This window comes from Streptomyces sp. NPDC098781 (assembly GCF_044759995.1).
Taxonomy (GTDB): domain Bacteria; phylum Actinomycetota; class Actinomycetes; order Streptomycetales; family Streptomycetaceae; genus Streptomyces.
Window position 1 is genome coordinate 740,444 of the sequence record NZ_JBIWAK010000005.1, and the last position, 17,603, is coordinate 758,046.

Consider the following 17,603-nt stretch of genomic DNA (forward strand, 5'->3'; position numbering starts at 1 on the left):
GATCAGGAAAGCTGACCGTTGTAGTCAGGCAGCTTGTACGTCTTCTCGGCATGCCCGCCCGACAGGTCGGTGGCGCTGTTGCCGATGTTCGCGATGATCGTGTAGCCCTTGTTCTCGATGTCGACGCGCTGGGCCGTCTTGTAGTCGGCGACGTTCTTGAAGAGGTCGAAGAAGCCGCGCACGTGCAGGCCGGAGACCTTGTAGCCGACGTACTTGAGGTTGTAGTCGGTCACCGTGTAGATGATGCCCGGCCGGGCGGTGACGAAGAACAGGGAGACGCCGTGCTCCTGGGCGTACTTGGCGACCTCCTGGACCGGCTTGTTGGCCGGCTGGGGGTAGCTGAAGCCGAAGTCCGTCTCCAGGGTGGTGTTGTCGATGTCGAAGACGATCGCCTGCTTCTCGCCCGGCTTGGTGTTGGCGATCCGCTGCTTCAGGTACGGCAGCGCCTGGCCCATCACCGCCTGGCAGTCCTGCTGCCAGGTGTCGTAGCCGACCTCCGCCGAGGACGCGGTGGTCGCGGCCGTGGTGGTGGCGGTCGAGGTGCTCGTCGCGGCTTCCGCGGGAACCGCGAGAGCCACGAGGGCGGCCGCGGAGACGGTGCTGACCGCGATGCGTCGCGCCCAGGGGCGAAGCGTCATGGGTGGGGGTCCTCTCACGTCACGTGCGCTGTGTTGTTGTCGCGTGCATGTTCGTGGGTGGGGGTGGCGTGAGGGGAAAGCTAGGGTTACTGGGCGGTAAGTCGCCAGAGATGTGCGTCACATAACGCCCTGTTTTTTCAGGACCGGGACACCGAGGCGCTGTTGGGCGAAGGGTGGGTGCGCGGGGTAGCGCCCGTCACATTCCGGGGTCTTCCGATTGCGCTCGGCGGTGACATGCCGCACAGGCGATTTGTCCGTTACTAGCGGGAATAGTGGAAGCGGGTCGGGCGGGCAAAACGGGCTTAAAGCATCAAAAGTGGCCCGCAGCTTCGGTATCAGTGCTGCTTCGTCCGTATTAGGTGGTCTGTCAAGATGCGGGGAAATTTGGGGTGGAGTACTAGCCACCGTCGTAGATAGGGGTGTTTGGGGGTTTGGGGCGGCGGGGGTTACCAAGGGATGGCCATCCGGAGAGCGCCTTGTGCGTCGGGTGGTTTTCCTTGTCGTCGTTCTCGTGAGGTTTCGAATGTCCCCGCGCTTTTCGTTCCGTTCGCCCCGTACGTCCGCGTTCCGCACCCGTGCTGCTGTGCTGGCCGCCGGACTGGGAGCCTCGGTCGTGCTGGGCGCCGGAGGCGCGGTCGCTGCTGAGATGACCTCCGCCCCCGCTGCTTCGGCCGCCGTCCAGGCCCAGCCCGTCGCCGCCAAGAAGGCGCCCGCGAAGAAGGCCCCCGCCAAGAAGGCCGTCTCCTGGGTCAAGCCGGTGAAGAAGTACACGAAGTCGGCCAGCTTCGCGCAGGCCGGCGGCATGTGGCAGTCCACCCACAGCGGTCAGGACTTCGCCGTCCCGACCGGCACCCAGGTCATGGCCGCGCACGGCGGCACCGTCGTCAAGGCCGGTGGCAACGGCGCCGGTGACGGTCCCGCGTACGGCAACGCCATCGTGATCAAGCACGGCAACGGCACGTTCTCCCAGTACGCCCACCTGTCGCGCATCGACGTGAAGGTCGGCCAGATCGTCAAGACCGGGCAGAACATAGCCAAGTCCGGCAACACCGGTAACTCCAGCGGCCCGCACCTGCACTTCGAGATCCGGAAGACCGCCAACTACGGCTCCGCGATCGACCCCGTGGCCTTCCTGCGGGCCCAGGGCCTGTCGATCTGAGGCACCGAGCCGTTCAGGCGCCCTTGTGCGCCTGGGTGATCAGATCCGTGGCGACCTCGAGGATGGCCTTGCGCTTCTCCTCGGGGTCGCCTTCGAGGTCCTTCAGCACGAACATCCCGGCGTGCATCGTGAACAGGGCGCTGATGCAGCGCACCTGATCGACCAGATCGGCGTCCGGGTCGATGATGATGTCCCGCATGCCGAGCATGCGATCCTTGAACGTCTCGCCGATGCTCAGCTCGCGGACGGTCGCCTGGTTCTCCTGCATGAAGCGGAACAGGGGCGACGCGCCGGCCAGGGCCTCGCTGTAGCGCCGTACGATCTCCTGCTTCGTCTCGAGTGACTGCGGCTGCCGCCTGCCCCACTCGATGAGCTCCTCGATCGGTTTCGTCAGGTCCTCGAAGAGGCTGACGATGATCTCTTCCTTGGTCTTGAAGTGGTAGTACAGGGCCGCTTTCGTGACGTCGAGGCGCTCGGCGATCTCGCGCAGGGACGTCTTCTCGTAGCCCTGCTCGGCGAAGAGTTCGAGGGCCACGTCCTGGATGCGCTGGCGGGTGTCCCCGCGGCGCCGCTGTTTGGTGCCGTCCATGGTGCCACCCATCCTCTTACTCCTCGGCTTTCCACCAAACTTACTTGACGCCCGGCTAGTTACGCGCCTACCTTCCTCAGTGTAGGCAACTAGCCGGGCGGCAAGTAAGTAGCTGGGGGAGAGGGAATCATGGCGGACACACTGGCAGTGGACACGGGGGCGGCGGATCAGTCGAAACAGACCGATCCGGAGGGGAAACCCAAGAGCGTACGGGTCGTGCTGCTCGCCCTGATGATCACGATGATGCTCGCGATGCTCGACAACATGATCATCGGCACCGCGATGCCGACCATCGTGGGTGAGCTCGGCGGTCTGGAGCATCTGTCCTGGGTCGTCACGGCCTACACCCTGGCCACCGCGGCCTCCACCCCGCTGTGGGGCAAGCTCGGCGACATGTACGGACGCAAGGGCGTCTTCATGTCGTCGATCGTGCTGTTCCTGATCGGGTCCGCGCTCAGCGGGATGGCCCAGGACATGGGGCAGCTGATCGCCTTCCGGGCCGTGCAGGGCCTCGGCGCCGGCGGTCTGATGGTCGGCGTCATGGCGATCATCGGCGACCTGATTCCGCCCCGGGAGCGGGGCAAGTACCAGGGCATGATGGCCGGCGTGATGGCGCTGGCGATGATCGGCGGCCCGCTGGTCGGCGGCACCATCACCGACAACTGGGGCTGGCGCTGGGCGTTCTACATCAACCTGCCGCTCGGCGTCGTCGCGCTCGCCGCGATCAGCGTGGTGCTGCACCTGCCGAAGAAGCGGGCGCAGGCGCGGATCGACTATCTGGGCGCCGGCCTGCTGACCGTGGGAATCACCGCGATCGTGCTGGTGACCACGTGGGGCGGCACGGAGTACGCCTGGACGTCCGCGCGGATCATGGAGCTCATCGGCATCGGTGTCGCCGCGCTCGTCGGATTCGTGTACTGGCAGACCAAGGCCGCCGAACCGGTCGTTCCGCTGCACATCTTCCGCAGCCGGAACTTCACGCTGATGTCCGTGATCGGCTTCATCACCGGCTTCGTGATGTTCGGCGCGACGCTGTTCCTGCCGCTGTACCAGCAGTCGGTGCAGGGCGCCTCCGCCACGAACTCCGGACTCCTGCTGCTGCCGATGCTCGGCGCGATGCTGGTCACCTCGATGGTCGCCGGCCGGGTGACCACGAACACCGGCAGGTACAAGGTGTTCCCGGTGCTCGGCAGTGTGCTGATGGTCGTCGGGCTGTATCTGCTGTCGACCATGGACACCGGGACGAGCCAGTTCGTGTCCGGCGTGTTCATGGCCGTGGTCGGCCTGGGCATGGGCTGTCTGATGCAGATCACCATGCTGGTCGCGCAGAACAGCGTCGAGATGAAGGACATGGGCGTCGCGTCCTCGTCCACCACCCTCTTCCGTACGCTCGGCTCCTCGTTCGGCGTCGCGATCATGGGCGCGCTGTTCAACAACCGGGTGACCGACGTCATGACCGAGCGGGGCGGCGCGCTGGGTTCGAAGGTGACCGAGCAGTCCGCGCAGCTGGACGCGGAGAGCCTCGCCAAGCTGCCGGACGCGGTGCGGGAGGCCTACCAGCACGCGGTGTCGGCGGGCACCCACTCCGCGTTCCTGCTCGGAGCCGTGATCGCCGTGGTGTCGCTGGCGGCGGCCGTGTTCGTGAAGGAGGTGCCGCTCAAGGGAGCGGGACCGAAGGCGTAGGACGTACCGGACGAGTGCAGGGCCCCCGGGTGGATCGCCGCCCGGGGGCCCTGTCAGTGCGGCGTGCCACCATCGGCTGCATGGACAGGGTGCGGCAGCTGCGGCTGGCCAAGGACGCGATGGACCGGGACTGGGCCGATCCAGGGCTCGACCTGGACGCCGTGGCCGCGCACGCCGGGTACTCGCGGTATCACTTCGTGCGGACCTTCAAGGCGGTGTACGGCGAGACCCCGGGGCAGTACCTCACGCACCGCCGGATCGAGCGGGCCGAGGAGTATCTGCGGGCGGCCAACCTGACCGTCACCGAGATCTGCCATCTGGTCGGGTTCAGCAGCCTCGGGACCTTCTCGGCGAAGTTCAAGGCGCGGACCGGGCTCTCACCGAGCGAGTACCGCGAGAAGCACGTCGGCCGCGGGGCCGCGCTGATACCCGGGTGCTACGCGATGCTGTGGGCGGGGGGCTTCCGGCAGCGCGAGGAGGGCAATTCTGGAGAAGCGCCCTGACCACGCCTCTGCCTAACGTGACGGCAGGAACCGCAAGGCGGCACAAGGGGAGAGCAGCGTCATGATCAAGGGCCTGGGCATCACCACCGTATGGACCTTCGACCAGCAGCGAACCAAGGCGTTCTTCACCGAGAAGATCGGCTTCGAGGTGCGCAACGACCTGTCCATGGGTGACATGAAGTGGATCACCGTGGGGGCCGAGGGACAGCCGGACGTCGAGCTCGCGCTGATGAGCCTGGACGGGCCCGGTCTCGACCCCGAGTCCTCCGAGGCGCTGAAGAAGCTCGTGGCCAAGGGCGTCATCGGGGCCGGCGCCTTCCACACCGACGACTGCCGGGGGGACTACGAGACCTTCCGGGCACGCGGGGTGGAGTTCATCCAGGAGCCCCAGGAGCGGCCGTACGGCATCGAGGCGATCTTCCGCGACGACAACGGCAACTGGTACTCACTGACCGAGCGCAGCGCGGAGCTCGACTTCAGCAAGTCCTTCGAGTGACCCGTACCACCGGACGCTACGGAAGCATCGGGTAGCTCCCCGTGGCGGTCGGCGCGTGCTCCGGGAGCCACAGGACGGCCACCGCGCCCTCCGCCCGCACCTCGTCCGGCGCGCCCGCGGGGCGGATGTTGCGGAAGGTCAGCCGGGCACCGAGAACCCGCGCCTGACCTGCCGCGATCGTCAGACCGAGGCCGTGCCCGACGCCTGCGCGGTCGCTGCTGCCCGTGCGGAAGCGGCTCGGTCCGTCGGCGAGCAGGTCCTCGGGGAACCCGGGACCGTGGTCGCGCACCCGGATGACCCGGCCCTCCACGGTGACCTCGATCGGCGGCCTGCCGTGGCGTGCCGCGTTGGCCAGCAGATTGAACAGCACCCGTTCCAGGCGCCGAGGGTCGGTCGTGACCTCCGACTCATGGACGACCCGCACCACGATCGCGGGATCCTTGGCCGCGACCCGCCGGCCGACGAACTCGCCCAGCATGATGTCCTGCAACTCGGCCCGCTCCGAGGCACTGTCCAGCCGGGCCACCTCCAGGACGTCCTCGACGAGCGTGCGCATCGCCTTCGCCCGGTCCAGGACCAGCTCGGTGGGCCGCCCGGGAGGCAGCAGCTCGGCCGCGGTCAGCAGCCCGGTCACCGGCGTGCGCAGTTCGTGCGCGATGTCCGCGGTGACCCGGCGCTCCGCCTCCAGCCGCTGCTGGAGCGCGTCCGCCATCGCGTCCACCGCGCTCGCGAGATCGTCGGTCTCGTCCCGTACGACACCCCCGATGGCGTCCCGCACCCGCACGTCGGGCTCCCCGCCGGCCACCTGGTTCGCCGCGGCGGCCGCCTTGCGCAGCCGCCGTGACAGCTGTCCGCCGATCAGGACGCCGAGCGCGCTGCCGCCGAGGACGACGGCGATGGACCCGATGATCATGGCCTGGTCGAGACGGGCCAGGATGTGCTCGCTGCGGTCGGTGAAGCCGGTGCGCAGCGACAGGACGTGCCCGTTGTTGACCGGCACCGCCGCCCAGATGTCGGGCGCCCCGCTCGGCGAGTCGGTGACATAGGTCGCGCGCCGGCCCTCCTCGACCTTCTCCCGCAGCGCCGCCGGCAGCTGAGGGTCGTCGATGGTGAGGTTGGGGAAGTTCAGCCGCTTGGACTGCTCATAGCTGCGCTGGGCGATCTGGATCCGCTCGTCGGCGAGATCGCGCGCGCTGTCCAGCATCGAGACCCGGGCCTGGTTGTGCACCACGAGGCTCAGCACGACCGCCACCAGCGCGCCGACCAGCGCGATCGCCGCGCTCAGCTTCCACCGCAGACCCGTACGGATGGCGATCCGGCCGCTCACGCGCGGACGCGCACGGCCTCCGATGAGCGAACCCATACGGACACTCGCCCCCTGTCCCGCGATCTCCGCCGGTTCCGTGAGGCCTGCCGCACCTGACGGAGCCGGGCGTCCGAACATCCCCCGCATACGAGCCCCGCTCAGGCCTTCAACTTGTAGCCGAAGCCACGGACCGTCTCGATGCGGTCCTGGCCGATCTTCTGCCGCAGCCGCTGCACATGGACGTCGACGACACGGGTGTCCCCGCCCCAGCCGTAGTCCCACACACGCTCCAGCAGCTTGTCCCGGGACAGCACCGTGCCCGGCGCAGAGGAGAACTCCAGCAGCAGCCGCATCTCGGTCGGCGTCAGCGCGACCTGCTCCCCGCCCCGGCGCACCTCCATGCCTTCGGTGTCGACCTCCAGGTCGCCGAAGGACAGCGGACTGCCGTTGGCCGAGGCGTCCGGCTGCTTCACCCGGTCGGCACCGCCCGCGTGCCCGAAGCGGCGCAGCACCGCCCGGATCCGGGCGACCAGCACCGCACCGTCGAACGGCTTGGTGACGTAGTCGTCCGCACCCGCCTCCAGTCCCAGCACCACGTCGATCGAGTCGGCGCGCGCCGACAGCATGATCACCGGCACGGTCGACTCGTCGCGGATACGTCGGCACAGACTGACCCCGTCGAGGCCCGGGACCATGACGTCCAGCAAGGCGATGTCCGGTCGGTCCGCGCGGAACGCCTCCAGGCCCGACAGCCCGTCGGGCATGGCGGTGACCGCGAAGCCGTCCCGCTCCAGGGCGAGCTGGGTGGCCTCGCGGATGACGTCGTCGTCCTCGACGAACAGGACGTGGGTCTGCTCTGCCATCCCGGTGCTCTCAGTCCTCGTGTGCTTCTGCTGGTGTGCTGCTGTGCCGCCCGACGTCAGCCGTCGGGCGCCGCCGACTCGCCGTCGCCGAGAGAGCCGTAGTCGGTGCGGGTGCTGTACCTGCGGACGAACCGGTCGGAGCTCCACTCGTACGAGGTCACGTCCTCGCTGGAGGGGTTCGACAGCGCGTCGTCCTCGGCGTACACCTGCTTGGTCACCACAAGGTAGCCGCGGTCGATCTCCGCGTAGACCGGGGGCTCCTCGGACTTGAAGACATTGCGGTACGAGCCGTGCTGCTCGCGGTACACGTACGAGGCCACGCCGACCCCGTCGCCGCAGGACAGGATGTTGACCACGATGTCGTCCGCGGGCGCGTCGGTCAGCTCGCCGTACGACACGTCGATCGGGTAGTCGTCGGACACGCACGGCGTCAGCTCGCGCTTGACCTCCCCCGACACCGCGGGGTCCGCCTTGACCAGCCGGACGGCCTCGGTGCGGTCCGGGACGGGCGAGGGCGCGGCCGACGACGAGACGGCCTTGCCGCCCGCCACGTCGGCGTGCGCGGGCCCCTCGTCACGGGCGCCGGTGCCGCCGGTGGCGCAGCCGGAGGCGAAAAGGGCGAGGGCGACGACCACGGCCATCGCCGTGAACGCCGCCTGCAAGGTCCCCCGGCCGGGCCCGGAATGTGCGGAGCCGGAGTCCTCGGAGTCCCCGTCCGTGGCCCTGTCACCCCTGTCCGTGTGCCCGGTGCCGCCCGTCGTCGTGCCTAGGCCGCGCAACGCTCCCGCTCCTCACGCTCCAGCGCGCGTGCGTCCAGATCGCGGCTCTCCAGCTCCTCGCGGAGCCGGGCGAGCGCCCGGTGCAGCGTGCTCTTGACCGTTCCGGCCGACATGCCGAGGGCGGCGGCCGTCTCCTCCGTGGACATCTGCTCCCAGTGTCGCAGCACGACGACGCTGCGTTGCTTCGGAGCGAGAACCTTCATGATGTCCATCAGCAGGGCGCGGTCCGCGTGCTGCTCGGTGGCGTCGTCGACCGAGGCGTCCGGGAGCTGCTCGGTGGGCACTTCCTCCAGCTTGCGCGCCCGCCACCACTCGGTCCGCGTGTTGATCATCACGCGGCGGAGGTAGGCGTCCGCGAGCCGCTTGTCCGCGATGCCGTCCCAGCGGTGGTACGTCCGCACCAGCGCCGTCTGAAGCAGGTCCTGCGCGTCGACCGGGTCCGGGACCAGCCGGCGGGCGCTGCGCAGCAGCGCGTCCTGCCGGGTGCGGACGTACTCCTCGAACTCGAGCACCTCGCCCTGCGCCATGTTGACCGCCTCCCGATTCCCCGTCCCCGGCCGGCTCGTTCGCCGGCGGTGCCACTGCCTGTGGTTCGTAGTCGTCCCCGCTTGTCGGGTACGGAAATGAAGCTACGGAGGCGTTGTCACGGGGCTGTCCGAAGCAGCCTGCGGCCAGCGCTCGGCTGTCCGTCGGTTGTGTAACGGATTCAGGAAAGGGGCAAAGCGGCCGAGGAGTTGAGGGTGGTCTGTGGTGATTTGGTCGATTTGTCACCACGTGGAGGCTGTGCATGGGCTGTTGCGAAGGCCCTGCCGCTGTGATGTGACTGTGCGTCAGCTCAGTGGCAGCCGGTACATCCCGCCGGGCAGCGGCTCGACCAGCCCGTCCGAGACGAGCCCGTCGAGGGCACGGGCGCGCTGCACCGGTTCGTGCCACACCCGGTCGAGCGCGGCCTGCGGAACGGGTGAGTGGGCCTCCCGCAGCACGGCCAGCAGCTTGCCGCGCACCTGACGGTCGGTACCGGCGTAGGTCTGGCCGCGGCGCGGCGGGCCCTCGTGCTCCGGCTTGCCCGCGAGCCGCCAGGCGCACTGCGCGGCGATCGGGCAGCGGTGGCACGACTCGTTCTTCGCGGTGCACACCAGCGCGCCGAGCTCCATGGAGGCCGCGGCCCAGCGGGCGGCGGTGCGTTCCTCGTCGGGGAGCAGCGCGCGGGCGAGCTTGCGCTCGGCGGCCGTGGTGGCGTTCGGCGGGTACTGCACGCCGGTGACCGCGCGGGCCAGCACCCGGCGGACGTTGGTGTCGAGCACGGGGTGCCGCTGGCCGTACGCGAAGGACGCCACGGCGGCCGCCGTGTACTCGCCGATGCCGGGCAGCGCGAGGAGTTGGGCGTGGTCGGTCGGTACGTCGCCGCCGTGCCGTTCCGCTATGGCGACGGCGGCGCCGTGCAGGCGCAGGGCGCGGCGCGGGTAGCCGAGCCGGCCCCAGGCGCGGACGGCCTCGCCGGGCGCCTCCTTGGCCAGGTCGGCGGGGCGGGGCCAGCGGGCCAGCCACTGCTCGTAGATGGGCAGGACGCGGTTCACCGGCGTCTGCTGGAGCATGAACTCACTGACCATCACTCCCCAGGGGCCGGCCTCGGGGCGCCGCCAGGGGAGGTCACGGGCGTTCTCGTCGAACCAGTCGATGACGTTGCTGTGCAGAGGCTGACCGAGGGGGCCGGCGGAGTCGGCTTCGGTGTGCGGGGGCTTCGTTGGCGCAGTCATGGCTTTCCGATCCTGCCATGCCGGGGGCGACGCGGTGGGTAGGCGGCGGCGCCGGTGCGTTTGTGGCTGCGGGGCGCGGCCGTGAGGGACCGGTGCGCGAAGGAGCGCGCACCGCACCTGACGATCGGCAGCAGTGGCACCCCGGCACCCGCTTGTAGCGTCGGCCGGATGGAACGTCCTCGCACCTGGCGGGCCTGTCTGCTCTGGGCCGCCCTCGCCTTCCCCGGCCCGGCGGCGGACCGCCTGGGACTGAACGAGCCGCGTGCCGTGTGGCAGCAGGCGGCCGGGCTCGTCGTGCTCGCCGCAGCGGTCGCCCTGGCCCGGCGGCAGCCCCTGCTCGCCTTCGCGCTGGCCGCCGTACTGAGCCTCGTCGCCGCCCCCGCCCTGTTCACCCTCTCCTACGGCCCGGCGCTCGGCGTGTTCGCGCTGCTGCTCGGGCTGCGGGCGGCACGGGTACGGCCGGCGGTGGTGGTGTTCGCGGGCGTCGGCTGTCTCGGTACGGCGCGGATCGCGCTGTTCGGCGTCGACCCGGCGCCGGAGTGGGTGGTACTGACCGGCACGCTGCTGTTCGGCTGTGTCTTCCCGTGGCTCGGCGGCCGCTACTGGCGGCAGAGTCGGCAGCTGACCGAGGCCGGCTGGAGCCGGGCCGCGCGCCTGGAGGGCGAGCAGCGCGTCGCCGAGGAGCGCGCCCGGCTGCGCGAGCGGGCCAGGATCGCGCAGGACATGCACGACTCCCTGGGCCACGAGCTCAGCCTGATCGCCCTGCGCGCCGGCGCCCTCCAGATCGCCCCCGACCTCCCGGACCGCCATCGCGACGCCGTCGCCGACCTGCGCGCGGCGGCCGCCGACGCCACCGAGCGGCTGCACCGCATCATCGGAGTCCTGCGCGAGGAGGGCGAACCGGTGTCGGTCTCCCTGACGCCGGCCGGCGAGACCGTCGAGCAACTCGTGGCACGCGCCGCCGAGTCGGGGCTGCCGGTGCGGTGGGAGCGGCCGGCCGACGGTACGGCGGATCCGGGCGGCGTCGCCGAACGCGTCCTGTACCGGGTCGTCCGCGAGGCCCTCACCAACGCGGCCCGGCACGCGCCGGGCGCCCCGGTCGGGGTGACGGCGGCGCGGGAGGCCGACGGTACGGCGGTGACGGTGACCAGCGGGCGGGGCCCGGTGGCCGACGGGGCGCCCACGTCCTCCGGCGGCAGCGGCCTCCAGGCCCTCCGCGTCGCCGTGGCCGCGGTCGGCGGCGACTTCGAGGCGGGTCCGTCCGAGGACGGCTTCCGCGTCCGGGCGTACGTCCCCGAGCAGCCCCTCGCCCCGACCGCGGCCCGGGCCCCCGCCGCCCCGTACGCCCCCTTCACCCGGGCCCGCCGCCGCGTCGCCCTCGCCCTCGTCGCCGCCGTCGGCGCGGGCATCGCGCTGGTCGGCGGCGGGTTCGCCTGGTACGCGTACACGGAGACCCACTCGGTGCTGTCGCCCGCCGCGTACGCCGCACTGCGCCTGGGCACGCCCGCCCACGACGTCGACCGGGTCCTGCCGGACCGCACCGTGCGCGACGCGCCCGTGGAACGCGCGCCCGGCCCGCCGCCACGCGGAAGCGAGTGCCGCTACTACCGGGCGAGCGGCGAACTCCTCGTCTCCGTCGACCACTTCAGACTCTGCTTCGACGACAGGGGACGGCTGGCCGCCAAGGACGTGATCCCCAGGGCAGGTCTCGCGCAACGCCCCTCCACGGATGAGGAGTTCGTACGGTGATCCGGGTACTGCTGGCCGACGACGAGGCGATGGTGCGGGCCGGGGTGCGCGCCATCCTGGCGAGCGGCGGCGAGACCGAGGTCGTCGCGGAGGCGGGCGACGGGCGGGCGGCCGTCGAGCTGGCCCGCGCCCACCGGCCCGACGTCGCCCTGTTGGACATCCGGATGCCGCGCCTGGACGGGCTCGCCGCCGCGGAGGAGATCGTACGGACCGTCCCCGGCACCGCCGTCGCGATGCTCACCACCTTCTCCGAACAGGCCTACGTGGCCCGCGCCCTCGGCGGCGGCGCCACCGGCTTCCTGCTGAAGTCCGGGGATCCCTACGAACTCATCGCGGGCGTGCGCGCGGTGGCGGGCGGCGCCGCCTTCCTGTCGCCGAAGGTGGCCCGGTTCGTCATCGACGGCCTGGGCGGCAGCGACGGGCGACTGGGCCGCGAGGCCGCCGCACGCACCCGTGTGGCCGGACTCAGCCCGCGCGAGCGCGAGGTGCTCGGACTCGTCGGCGCGGGCCTGTCCAACCCGGAGATCGCCGCCCGGCTGCATCTCGTCGAGGGCACGGTGAAGGCGTATGTGAGCGCGACGCTCGACCGGCTGGGCGTGCGCAACCGTGTGCAGGCGGCGATCGTGGCGTACGAGGCGGGGCTGGTGGAGACATGAGGCTCAGCGGCTGTCGTACGACGGGACGCGCTCCGGTCCCGGGCCGGTGAACGCCCGTACGACCGGTGCCGACGAGGTCCGCATCGCCTCGGTCAGCCCGATCGCGGGGCGCATGCCGAGGCGTATGACCGTGGCCGCGACGGCCGCGCCGAGGACCAGCCCCGCCACGACGTCGTGCGGATGGTGCACGCCCACGAACACGCGGGAGAAGGCCATCAGCAGGGCCAGGGGCGCGGTCAGCCGGAGCAGGGCGGGCCGGGTGAGGGCCAGGGCGACGGCCGCGGCGCCCGCGATGGTGGCGTGGTTGCTGGGGAAGGACCAGTCGCCGGGCGGCGGGCAGGCACTCAGGGAAGCGGTGGCGCCCGCCACCGCCCGGCACGGACGCTCCTGTGTGAAGCCGAACTTGAGCAGCTCACTGCACACATACGCCAAAGCGGTGGCCACAGGTGCGAGGGCCGCTGTCGCGAAGGCCCGGGGCGTGTCCCGTCTCGCCCGCCACCAGGCGGTGACGAACAGCGCGGCGAACAGCAGCAGTCCGGCCTCCGTCCATGCCTCGGCCGTGTGCTGTACCCACGTTGGGGTGCCGTGTGCGAATCCGGTGATGTCGCGGTAGAGCTCGTCGTCCTCGAAGTCCATGGTCACGGACCGTAGGCGGCGGGCCGAAACCGTCACACCCAGCGATCGTCAGGTGCTGCCCCTGACGGCGGACAGGGGTGACGCGCGCGCCTCCCGGCGGTTTCCGGGATGATGATCCGGAAAAGTTGTCGTCCGGGGCGGCGGGTGGAGCAGGCCGGCGCACCGATCTCTCGTAAGGTTTGCGCCGTGGGATCTCTGCGCAATCCGGTCGGGCCGCTTCCCTCCTCCATCTACTGGCGACGGAGGGCCGTAATGCTGTCCGTGTTCGCCCTGTTGGCGTTGCTGGTCGCCTGGGTGCTGGTGTCGGGCGGCGGAGGCGGCAAGAACGACAGGGGCGGGTCCGACGGCAAGAATCCCGCGCCCTCGACGATCACACCGGGCCCGTCCGGCTCGGGGCCGGCGATCAGTCAGGCGCCGGGCGGACGCGACGAGTCGACGGGCGGCGGGGACTCCGGCGGCTCGGGCGACGGCTCCGGGTCCGGCGACGGCGACGGCAGCGGCTCCGGGGACGGTTCGTCGGGCGGATCGGACGGTTCCGGCAGCGGGTCCGCGGGCGGCGGCGCGGGCGGTGGTGTCGGCGCGGACGACACGGTCGCCGACGGCTCCTCGCTGCCCGACTGTGTCTCGGGCCAGGTGAAGCTGACCGTCAGCAGCCGCGACAACGCCTACGAGCCGGGCGAGACGCCCGCGCTGCTACTGACCGCGGCGAACTCCTCCACCTACGACTGCAAGGTCGATCTCGGCCCGAAGAACGCGGTGGTGACGATCACTCAGGCGGGATCCGAGGACGCCCTCTGGTCCTCCGCCGACTGCCCCGATGTCGCCGGCAGCCTGCGCTTCCGGGTACCGGCCGACGAGAGCGTCACCTACACCGTGAAGTGGGACCGCAAGGCCAGCGCCCCGCAGTGCGCGACCCCTGCCGCCGGGTCGGCCGGAGCCGGCACGTATCTGGTGGAGGCGAAGACCCCGGGGTTCGGGACCGCGCAGACGTCGTTCGTGCTGGAGAACGACTAGGGCCTGTCGCTTGGATCAGGTCGGCTGAGAGGAACTGCGCCTGTCGGCCGACGCCAGCATGATCCAAACGACAGGCCCCAGGGCTCGCCCGGCGGATCACGGGCCGGGCCAGGCCGGACCGAGGCGAGGGCCGGTGCGCCCATCGTGTTGACCGCCCCCGGCAGGCAGTGCTGGAGTCGGCACGTGGACAGCATCGCCGCCAACCGGCGGCTCTGGAACCGGATCAGCAGTGCCTACCAGCAGGAGCACGACCCGCAGATCGGCGCCGCACCCCGGCTGTGGGGCATGTACTCCGTCCCCGACGCGCACCTGCACGCCCTGGGCGAGGTCACCGGCAAGCGCGTCCTCGAACTCGGCTGCGGCGCCGGCCAGTGGTCCAGGGCGCTCGCCGCCGAGGGCGCCACCGTGGTCGGGCTCGACCTGTCCGAAGTCCAACTCGCTGCGGCGGCCGACGCGATGGGAGCCGCCCAGTACCCGCTGGTGCAGGGCGCCGCCGAACAACTCCCCTTCGCCGACGACAGCTTCGACCTGGTGTTCTGCGACTTCGGCGGACTCAGCTGGGCGCCCCCGCACCTGGCCGTCCCGGAGGCCGCACGCGTTCTGGTCCCCGGCGGGCGCCTGGTGTTCAACGTCGCCAGCCCATGGTTCGAAGCCTGCTACGACGAAGCCGCCGGCCGCGTGACCACGACGCTGCGGCAGGACTATTTCGGGCTGAACACCATCGCCGAAGTCGACGACGCGACCAGCTATCAACTCACCTACGGCGGCTGGGTCCGGGTTCTGCGCGGCGCGGGTCTCATCATCGACGACCTCATCGAGCCGCGGCCCGAACGCGGCACACCCAACGGCTACAACGAAACCGACCCACCCGACTGGGCACACCGCTGGCCGGCGGAACTGCTCTGGGTCACCCACAAACCGTAGGTCGAGCCGCGCCGAGGCGTGAAGGCATCCCCTCGCCGCACAGGTCCTGGCGCGCCGGACCCACAGGTCCGCTAGACGTACCGCTCCAGGATCGAGCTCTCCGCCAGTCTCGACAGCCCCTCCCGGACGCTGCGCGCCCGCGCCTCGCCGACGCCGTCGACCGTCTGGAGGTCGTCCACACTGGCGGCGAGCAGCTTCTGGAGGCCGCCGAAGTGCTCCACCAGGCGGTCGATGATCGCGCCGGGCAGCCTCGGCACCTTGGCCAGCAGGCGGAAGCCGCGCGGGGAGACCGCCGAGTCCAGCGCCTCCGGGGAGCCGGTGTAGCCCAACGCCCGTGCCACCGTGGCCAGTTCCAGCAGCTCCGCGTGGGTGAGGGCGTCCAGCTCGTACAGCGCCTCGTCGACCGTGCGGGAGCGCTTGGCGGTCGGCTCGGGCACGTAGTCGCGCACCACGAGCTCGCGCTCGGGCTCCACGCCGGCGATCAACTCGTCCAGCTGGAGGGCGAGGAGACGTCCGTCGGTGCCCAGCTCCACCACGTACTCGGCGATCTCGGTCGCGATGCGGCGGACCATCTCAAGACGCTGGGCCACGGCCGAGACGTCCCGGACGGTCACCAGGTCCTCGATCTCCAGCGCCGACAACGTGCCCGCGACCTCGTCCAGGCGGAGCTTGTAGCGCTCCAGGGTGGCCAGCGCCTGGTTGGCGCGGGAGAGGATCGCCGCGGAGTCCTCCAGGACGCGGCGCTGCCCGTCGACGTAGAGCGCGATGAGCCGCATCGACTGGGAGACGGAGACGACCGGGAAGCCGACCTGCTTGCTGACCCGGTCCGCCGTGCGGTGCCGGGTGCCCGTCTCCTCCGTGGGGATCGTCGCGTCCGGCACGAACTGGACACCCGCGCGCAGGATCTTCGACAGGTCGGACGACAGCACGATGCCGCCGTCCAGCTTGCACAGCTCCCGCAGCCGCGTCGCCGCAAACTCGACATCCAGCACGAATCCGCCCGTACACATCGTCTCGACGGTCTTGTCGAAACCGAGCACGATGAGACCGCCGGTGTTGCCGCGGAGGACCCGTTCGAGGCCGTCCCGCAGCGCGGTGCCGGGTGCCACGGCGCTCAGTGAGGCGCGCATCAGGCCATCGGAACCGGCACTCCCACCGGACTTTCCGGGAGCTGCTGCCCGGTCGTTGGCTGCCACTGCACTCCTCCGGTCGCAGGTTCTGAGGCGCTCCCGTTTCGCACTATCGGTTCGTACGGACGGGCGAGACCAGGGCAAAGTCTACCGGCGGTCCTCGGCGTCCCGTGGGGCCTCTCGCCGACGGGAGCGCGGAAGGACCCGGAGCGCGTCCCCTATGTCGGCCACTTCCAGCACCTTCATCCCCGCGGGGACCTTGCCCGGGTCGCCCGGTACGAGGGCGTGGGTGAAGCCCAGCCGGTGCGCCTCGGCCAGTCTGCGCTGCACGCCCGTGACCCGTCTGACCTCGCCCGCGAGGCCCACCTCGCCGATCGCGACGAGGTTCTTGGGGAGAGGTGTGTCACTCGCGGCGGAGGCCAGCGCGAGGGCGACGGCGAGGTCGGCCGCGGGCTCCGAGAGCTTCACCCCGCCGACCGTCGCGGAGTAGATGTCCCGCTTGCCGAGCGCGCTGATCCGGCCGCGCTGCTCCAGGACCGCCAGCATCATCGACACCCGCGAGGTCTCCAGACCCGACGTCGTGCGCCGGGGCGAGGGGATCTGTGAGTCGACGGTGAGCGCCTGCACCTCGGCGACCAGGGGGCGGCGGCCCTCCAGGGTGACCGTCAGACAGGTGCCGGGGACCGGTTCGGCGCGACGGGTCAGGAAAAGTCCACTGGGGTCGGCGAGGCCCGTGATGCCCTCATCGTGCAGTTCGAAGCAGCCGACCTCGTCCGTCGCGCCGTAGCGGTTCTTGACGCCTCGCACGAGCCGCAGGCGCGCGTGCCGGTCGCCCTCGAAGTGGAGCACCACGTCCACGAGGTGCTCCAGGAGGCGCGGGCCGGCGATCGCGCCGTCCTTCGTGACGTGTCCCACAAGGAGGGTGGACATCCCGCGCTCCTTGGAGGCGCGGATCAGCGCACCGGCCACTTCCCGGACCTGCGCCATACCGCCGGGCGCACCGTCGATCTCGGGGGAGGCCACGGTCTGCACGGAGTCGAGGATCAGCAGCGACGGCTTCACCGCGTCCAAGTGCCCCAGCACGGCGGCCAGATCGGTCTCGGCCGCTAGATACAGATGGTCGTCGATGGCGCCGATGCGGTCCGCGCGCAGCCGCACCTGGCTCGCCGACTCCTCGCCGGTGACATAGAGCGTGCGGTGCTCGTCGCTCGCCGCCTTGGCCGCCACGTCCAGCAGCAGCGTGGACTTGCCGACGCCGGGTTCGCCCGCGAGCAGGACGACCGCGCCGGGCACCAGTCCGCCGCCGAGGACGCGGTCCAGCTCGGGGACGCCGGTGGACCGCGCGGTCGCCTGCCGTCCGTCGATCTGGCCGATGGGCAGCGCGGAATTCGTCACCCGGCCCGGCGCCGTCGTACGGACCGCGGGCGCGCCGTACTCCTCGACCGTCCCCCACGCCTGGCACTCGGCGCACCGGCCGAGCCACTTGGCCGTCTGCCAGCCGCACTCCGTGCAGCGGTAGGACGGGCGGTCCTTCGTGGTCTTGGTACGGGCAGCCATGCGATGAACCGTAGCCGAGGCCACTGACAACCCCGGCTCGTCGCCCGTCGGATGACCCGTCTCGTCATGCACAGGCCACGGAATTCGGGGTTCCTGTACCCCTTTGAGGGATCGTTTCACCCGTATGGATTAAAAGTGCTCAAGCGGGCGGAAGGCGCCACCGC

General features: G+C 70.9%; 18 protein-coding genes. 8 read left to right on the forward strand and 10 right to left on the reverse strand.

What is annotated here, in order from left to right:
• Positions 1 to 2: 2 nt before the first annotated feature.
• Positions 3 to 638, reverse strand: coding sequence for an HAD family acid phosphatase (locus ACIQWG_RS24245; RefSeq protein ID WP_404099301.1), 636 nt, complete (start codon positions 636 to 638; stop codon positions 3 to 5).
• A 523-nt stretch (positions 639 to 1,161) separates the two neighbouring features.
• On the opposite strand from ACIQWG_RS24245, the gene ACIQWG_RS24250 reads away from it, so the two are divergent.
• On the forward strand, positions 1,162 to 1,797 hold the full coding sequence (locus ACIQWG_RS24250; RefSeq protein ID WP_404099303.1) for a M23 family metallopeptidase: 636 nt from the start codon (positions 1,162 to 1,164) through the stop codon (positions 1,795 to 1,797).
• A 13-nt stretch (positions 1,798 to 1,810) separates the two neighbouring features.
• Here ACIQWG_RS24250 and ACIQWG_RS24255 read toward each other — a convergent pair whose 3' ends face one another.
• Positions 1,811 to 2,398, reverse strand: coding sequence for a TetR/AcrR family transcriptional regulator (locus tag ACIQWG_RS24255; RefSeq protein ID WP_404099305.1), 588 nt, complete (start codon positions 2,396 to 2,398; stop codon positions 1,811 to 1,813).
• A gap of 117 nt (positions 2,399 to 2,515) precedes the next feature.
• Here ACIQWG_RS24255 and ACIQWG_RS24260 point away from each other — a divergent pair, with 117 nt between their 5' ends.
• The 3 genes from ACIQWG_RS24260 to ACIQWG_RS24270 all read left to right on the forward strand — a co-directional run bounded on the left by ACIQWG_RS24260 (position 2,516) and on the right by ACIQWG_RS24270 (position 5,068).
• On the forward strand, positions 2,516 to 4,069 hold the full coding sequence (locus ACIQWG_RS24260) for an MDR family MFS transporter (protein ID WP_404099307.1): 1,554 nt from the start codon (positions 2,516 to 2,518) through the stop codon (positions 4,067 to 4,069).
• Between the two features lie 80 nt (positions 4,070 to 4,149).
• Entirely contained in the window at positions 4,150 to 4,572 is a 423-nt protein-coding gene (locus ACIQWG_RS24265) for a helix-turn-helix transcriptional regulator (protein WP_404099310.1), read from the forward strand.
• 61 nt (positions 4,573 to 4,633) lie between these two features.
• On the forward strand, positions 4,634 to 5,068 hold the full coding sequence (locus ACIQWG_RS24270) for a VOC family protein (RefSeq protein WP_404099313.1): 435 nt from the start codon (positions 4,634 to 4,636) through the stop codon (positions 5,066 to 5,068).
• A gap of 16 nt (positions 5,069 to 5,084) precedes the next feature.
• On the opposite strand, the gene cseC is transcribed toward ACIQWG_RS24270, so the two are convergent.
• From cseC to ACIQWG_RS24295, 5 genes are all read right to left on the reverse strand, one after another.
• Complete coding sequence (gene cseC, locus ACIQWG_RS24275) at positions 5,085 to 6,644, reverse strand: two-component system sensor histidine kinase CseC (RefSeq protein ID WP_404099444.1); 1,560 nt, start codon at positions 6,642 to 6,644, stop codon at positions 5,085 to 5,087.
• Positions 6,533 to 7,237: a two-component system response regulator CseB gene (gene cseB, locus ACIQWG_RS24280; RefSeq protein ID WP_404099315.1), complete on the reverse strand. Its 705-nt coding sequence runs from the start codon at positions 7,235 to 7,237 to the stop codon at positions 6,533 to 6,535. The genes cseC and cseB overlap by 112 nt, the downstream gene beginning before the upstream one ends.
• 56 nt (positions 7,238 to 7,293) lie before the next feature.
• A complete protein-coding gene (locus ACIQWG_RS24285; protein WP_404099447.1) occupies positions 7,294 to 7,878 on the reverse strand; it encodes a hypothetical protein in 585 nt (194 codons plus the stop codon).
• A 125-nt stretch (positions 7,879 to 8,003) separates the two neighbouring features.
• Positions 8,004 to 8,543 carry a SigE family RNA polymerase sigma factor gene (locus tag ACIQWG_RS24290; protein WP_019756474.1) on the reverse strand — a complete coding sequence of 180 codons (540 nt, stop codon included), beginning with the start codon at positions 8,541 to 8,543 and terminating at the stop codon, positions 8,004 to 8,006.
• Between the two features lie 303 nt (positions 8,544 to 8,846).
• The gene (locus ACIQWG_RS24295; protein WP_404099318.1) at positions 8,847 to 9,773 is read right to left on the reverse strand and encodes an A/G-specific adenine glycosylase; all 927 of its coding nucleotides are present in this window, start codon (positions 9,771 to 9,773) and stop codon (positions 8,847 to 8,849) included.
• Positions 9,774 to 9,941: 168 nt separating this feature from the next.
• Here ACIQWG_RS24295 and ACIQWG_RS24300 point away from each other — a divergent pair, with 168 nt between their 5' ends.
• Together ACIQWG_RS24300 and ACIQWG_RS24305 are read left to right on the forward strand one after the other, a co-directional pair.
• Complete coding sequence (locus tag ACIQWG_RS24300) at positions 9,942 to 11,522, forward strand: sensor histidine kinase (protein WP_404099320.1); 1,581 nt, start codon at positions 9,942 to 9,944, stop codon at positions 11,520 to 11,522.
• The gene (locus ACIQWG_RS24305; RefSeq protein WP_404099322.1) at positions 11,519 to 12,178 is read left to right on the forward strand and encodes a response regulator; all 660 of its coding nucleotides are present in this window, start codon (positions 11,519 to 11,521) and stop codon (positions 12,176 to 12,178) included. The genes ACIQWG_RS24300 and ACIQWG_RS24305 overlap by 4 nt, the downstream gene beginning before the upstream one ends.
• Before the next feature lie 3 nt (positions 12,179 to 12,181).
• Here the strand turns inward: ACIQWG_RS24305 and ACIQWG_RS24310 are convergent, their stop codons facing one another.
• Complete coding sequence (locus ACIQWG_RS24310; protein WP_404099324.1) at positions 12,182 to 12,814, reverse strand: phosphatase PAP2 family protein; 633 nt, start codon at positions 12,812 to 12,814, stop codon at positions 12,182 to 12,184.
• A gap of 186 nt (positions 12,815 to 13,000) precedes the next feature.
• Here ACIQWG_RS24310 and ACIQWG_RS24315 point away from each other — a divergent pair, with 186 nt between their 5' ends.
• Positions 13,001 to 13,828: a hypothetical protein gene (locus ACIQWG_RS24315; protein WP_404099326.1), complete on the forward strand. Its 828-nt coding sequence runs from the start codon at positions 13,001 to 13,003 to the stop codon at positions 13,826 to 13,828.
• Positions 13,829 to 14,011: 183 nt separating this feature from the next.
• Complete coding sequence (locus ACIQWG_RS24320; protein ID WP_404099329.1) at positions 14,012 to 14,752, forward strand: class I SAM-dependent methyltransferase; 741 nt, start codon at positions 14,012 to 14,014, stop codon at positions 14,750 to 14,752.
• Between the two features lie 71 nt (positions 14,753 to 14,823).
• On the opposite strand, the gene disA is transcribed toward ACIQWG_RS24320, so the two are convergent.
• A complete protein-coding gene (gene disA / locus ACIQWG_RS24325; RefSeq protein ID WP_404099331.1) occupies positions 14,824 to 15,948 on the reverse strand; it encodes a DNA integrity scanning diadenylate cyclase DisA in 1,125 nt (374 codons plus the stop codon).
• Positions 15,949 to 16,029: 81 nt separating this feature from the next.
• A complete protein-coding gene (gene radA / locus ACIQWG_RS24330; RefSeq protein ID WP_404099332.1) occupies positions 16,030 to 17,439 on the reverse strand; it encodes a DNA repair protein RadA in 1,410 nt (469 codons plus the stop codon).
• Positions 17,440 to 17,603 lie beyond the last annotated feature (164 nt).

Excerpts from the sequence above, each read along its gene's own strand:
- ACIQWG_RS24310 (WP_404099324.1), bottom strand. The coding sequence starts at position 12,814 with ATGGACTTCGAGGACGACGAGCTCTACCGCGACATCACCGGATTCGCA.
- ACIQWG_RS24270 (WP_404099313.1), top strand. The coding sequence starts at position 4,634 with ATGATCAAGGGCCTGGGCATCACCACCGTATGGACCTTCGACCAGCAG.
- ACIQWG_RS24295 (WP_404099318.1), bottom strand. The coding sequence starts at position 9,773 with ATGACTGCGCCAACGAAGCCCCCGCACACCGAAGCCGACTCCGCCGGC.
- radA (WP_404099332.1), bottom strand. The coding sequence starts at position 17,439 with ATGGCTGCCCGTACCAAGACCACGAAGGACCGCCCGTCCTACCGCTGC.
- ACIQWG_RS24300 (WP_404099320.1), top strand. The coding sequence starts at position 9,942 with ATGGAACGTCCTCGCACCTGGCGGGCCTGTCTGCTCTGGGCCGCCCTC.
- ACIQWG_RS24290 (WP_019756474.1), bottom strand. The coding sequence starts at position 8,543 with ATGGCGCAGGGCGAGGTGCTCGAGTTCGAGGAGTACGTCCGCACCCGG.
- ACIQWG_RS24265 (WP_404099310.1), top strand. The coding sequence starts at position 4,150 with ATGGACAGGGTGCGGCAGCTGCGGCTGGCCAAGGACGCGATGGACCGG.
- cseB (WP_404099315.1), bottom strand. The coding sequence starts at position 7,237 with ATGGCAGAGCAGACCCACGTCCTGTTCGTCGAGGACGACGACGTCATC.
- ACIQWG_RS24255 (WP_404099305.1), bottom strand. The coding sequence starts at position 2,398 with ATGGGTGGCACCATGGACGGCACCAAACAGCGGCGCCGCGGGGACACC.
- ACIQWG_RS24245 (WP_404099301.1), bottom strand. The coding sequence starts at position 638 with ATGACGCTTCGCCCCTGGGCGCGACGCATCGCGGTCAGCACCGTCTCC.
- ACIQWG_RS24250 (WP_404099303.1), top strand. The coding sequence starts at position 1,162 with ATGTCCCCGCGCTTTTCGTTCCGTTCGCCCCGTACGTCCGCGTTCCGC.
- ACIQWG_RS24285 (WP_404099447.1), bottom strand. The coding sequence starts at position 7,878 with ATGGCCGTGGTCGTCGCCCTCGCCCTTTTCGCCTCCGGCTGCGCCACC.
- ACIQWG_RS24260 (WP_404099307.1), top strand. The coding sequence starts at position 2,516 with ATGGCGGACACACTGGCAGTGGACACGGGGGCGGCGGATCAGTCGAAA.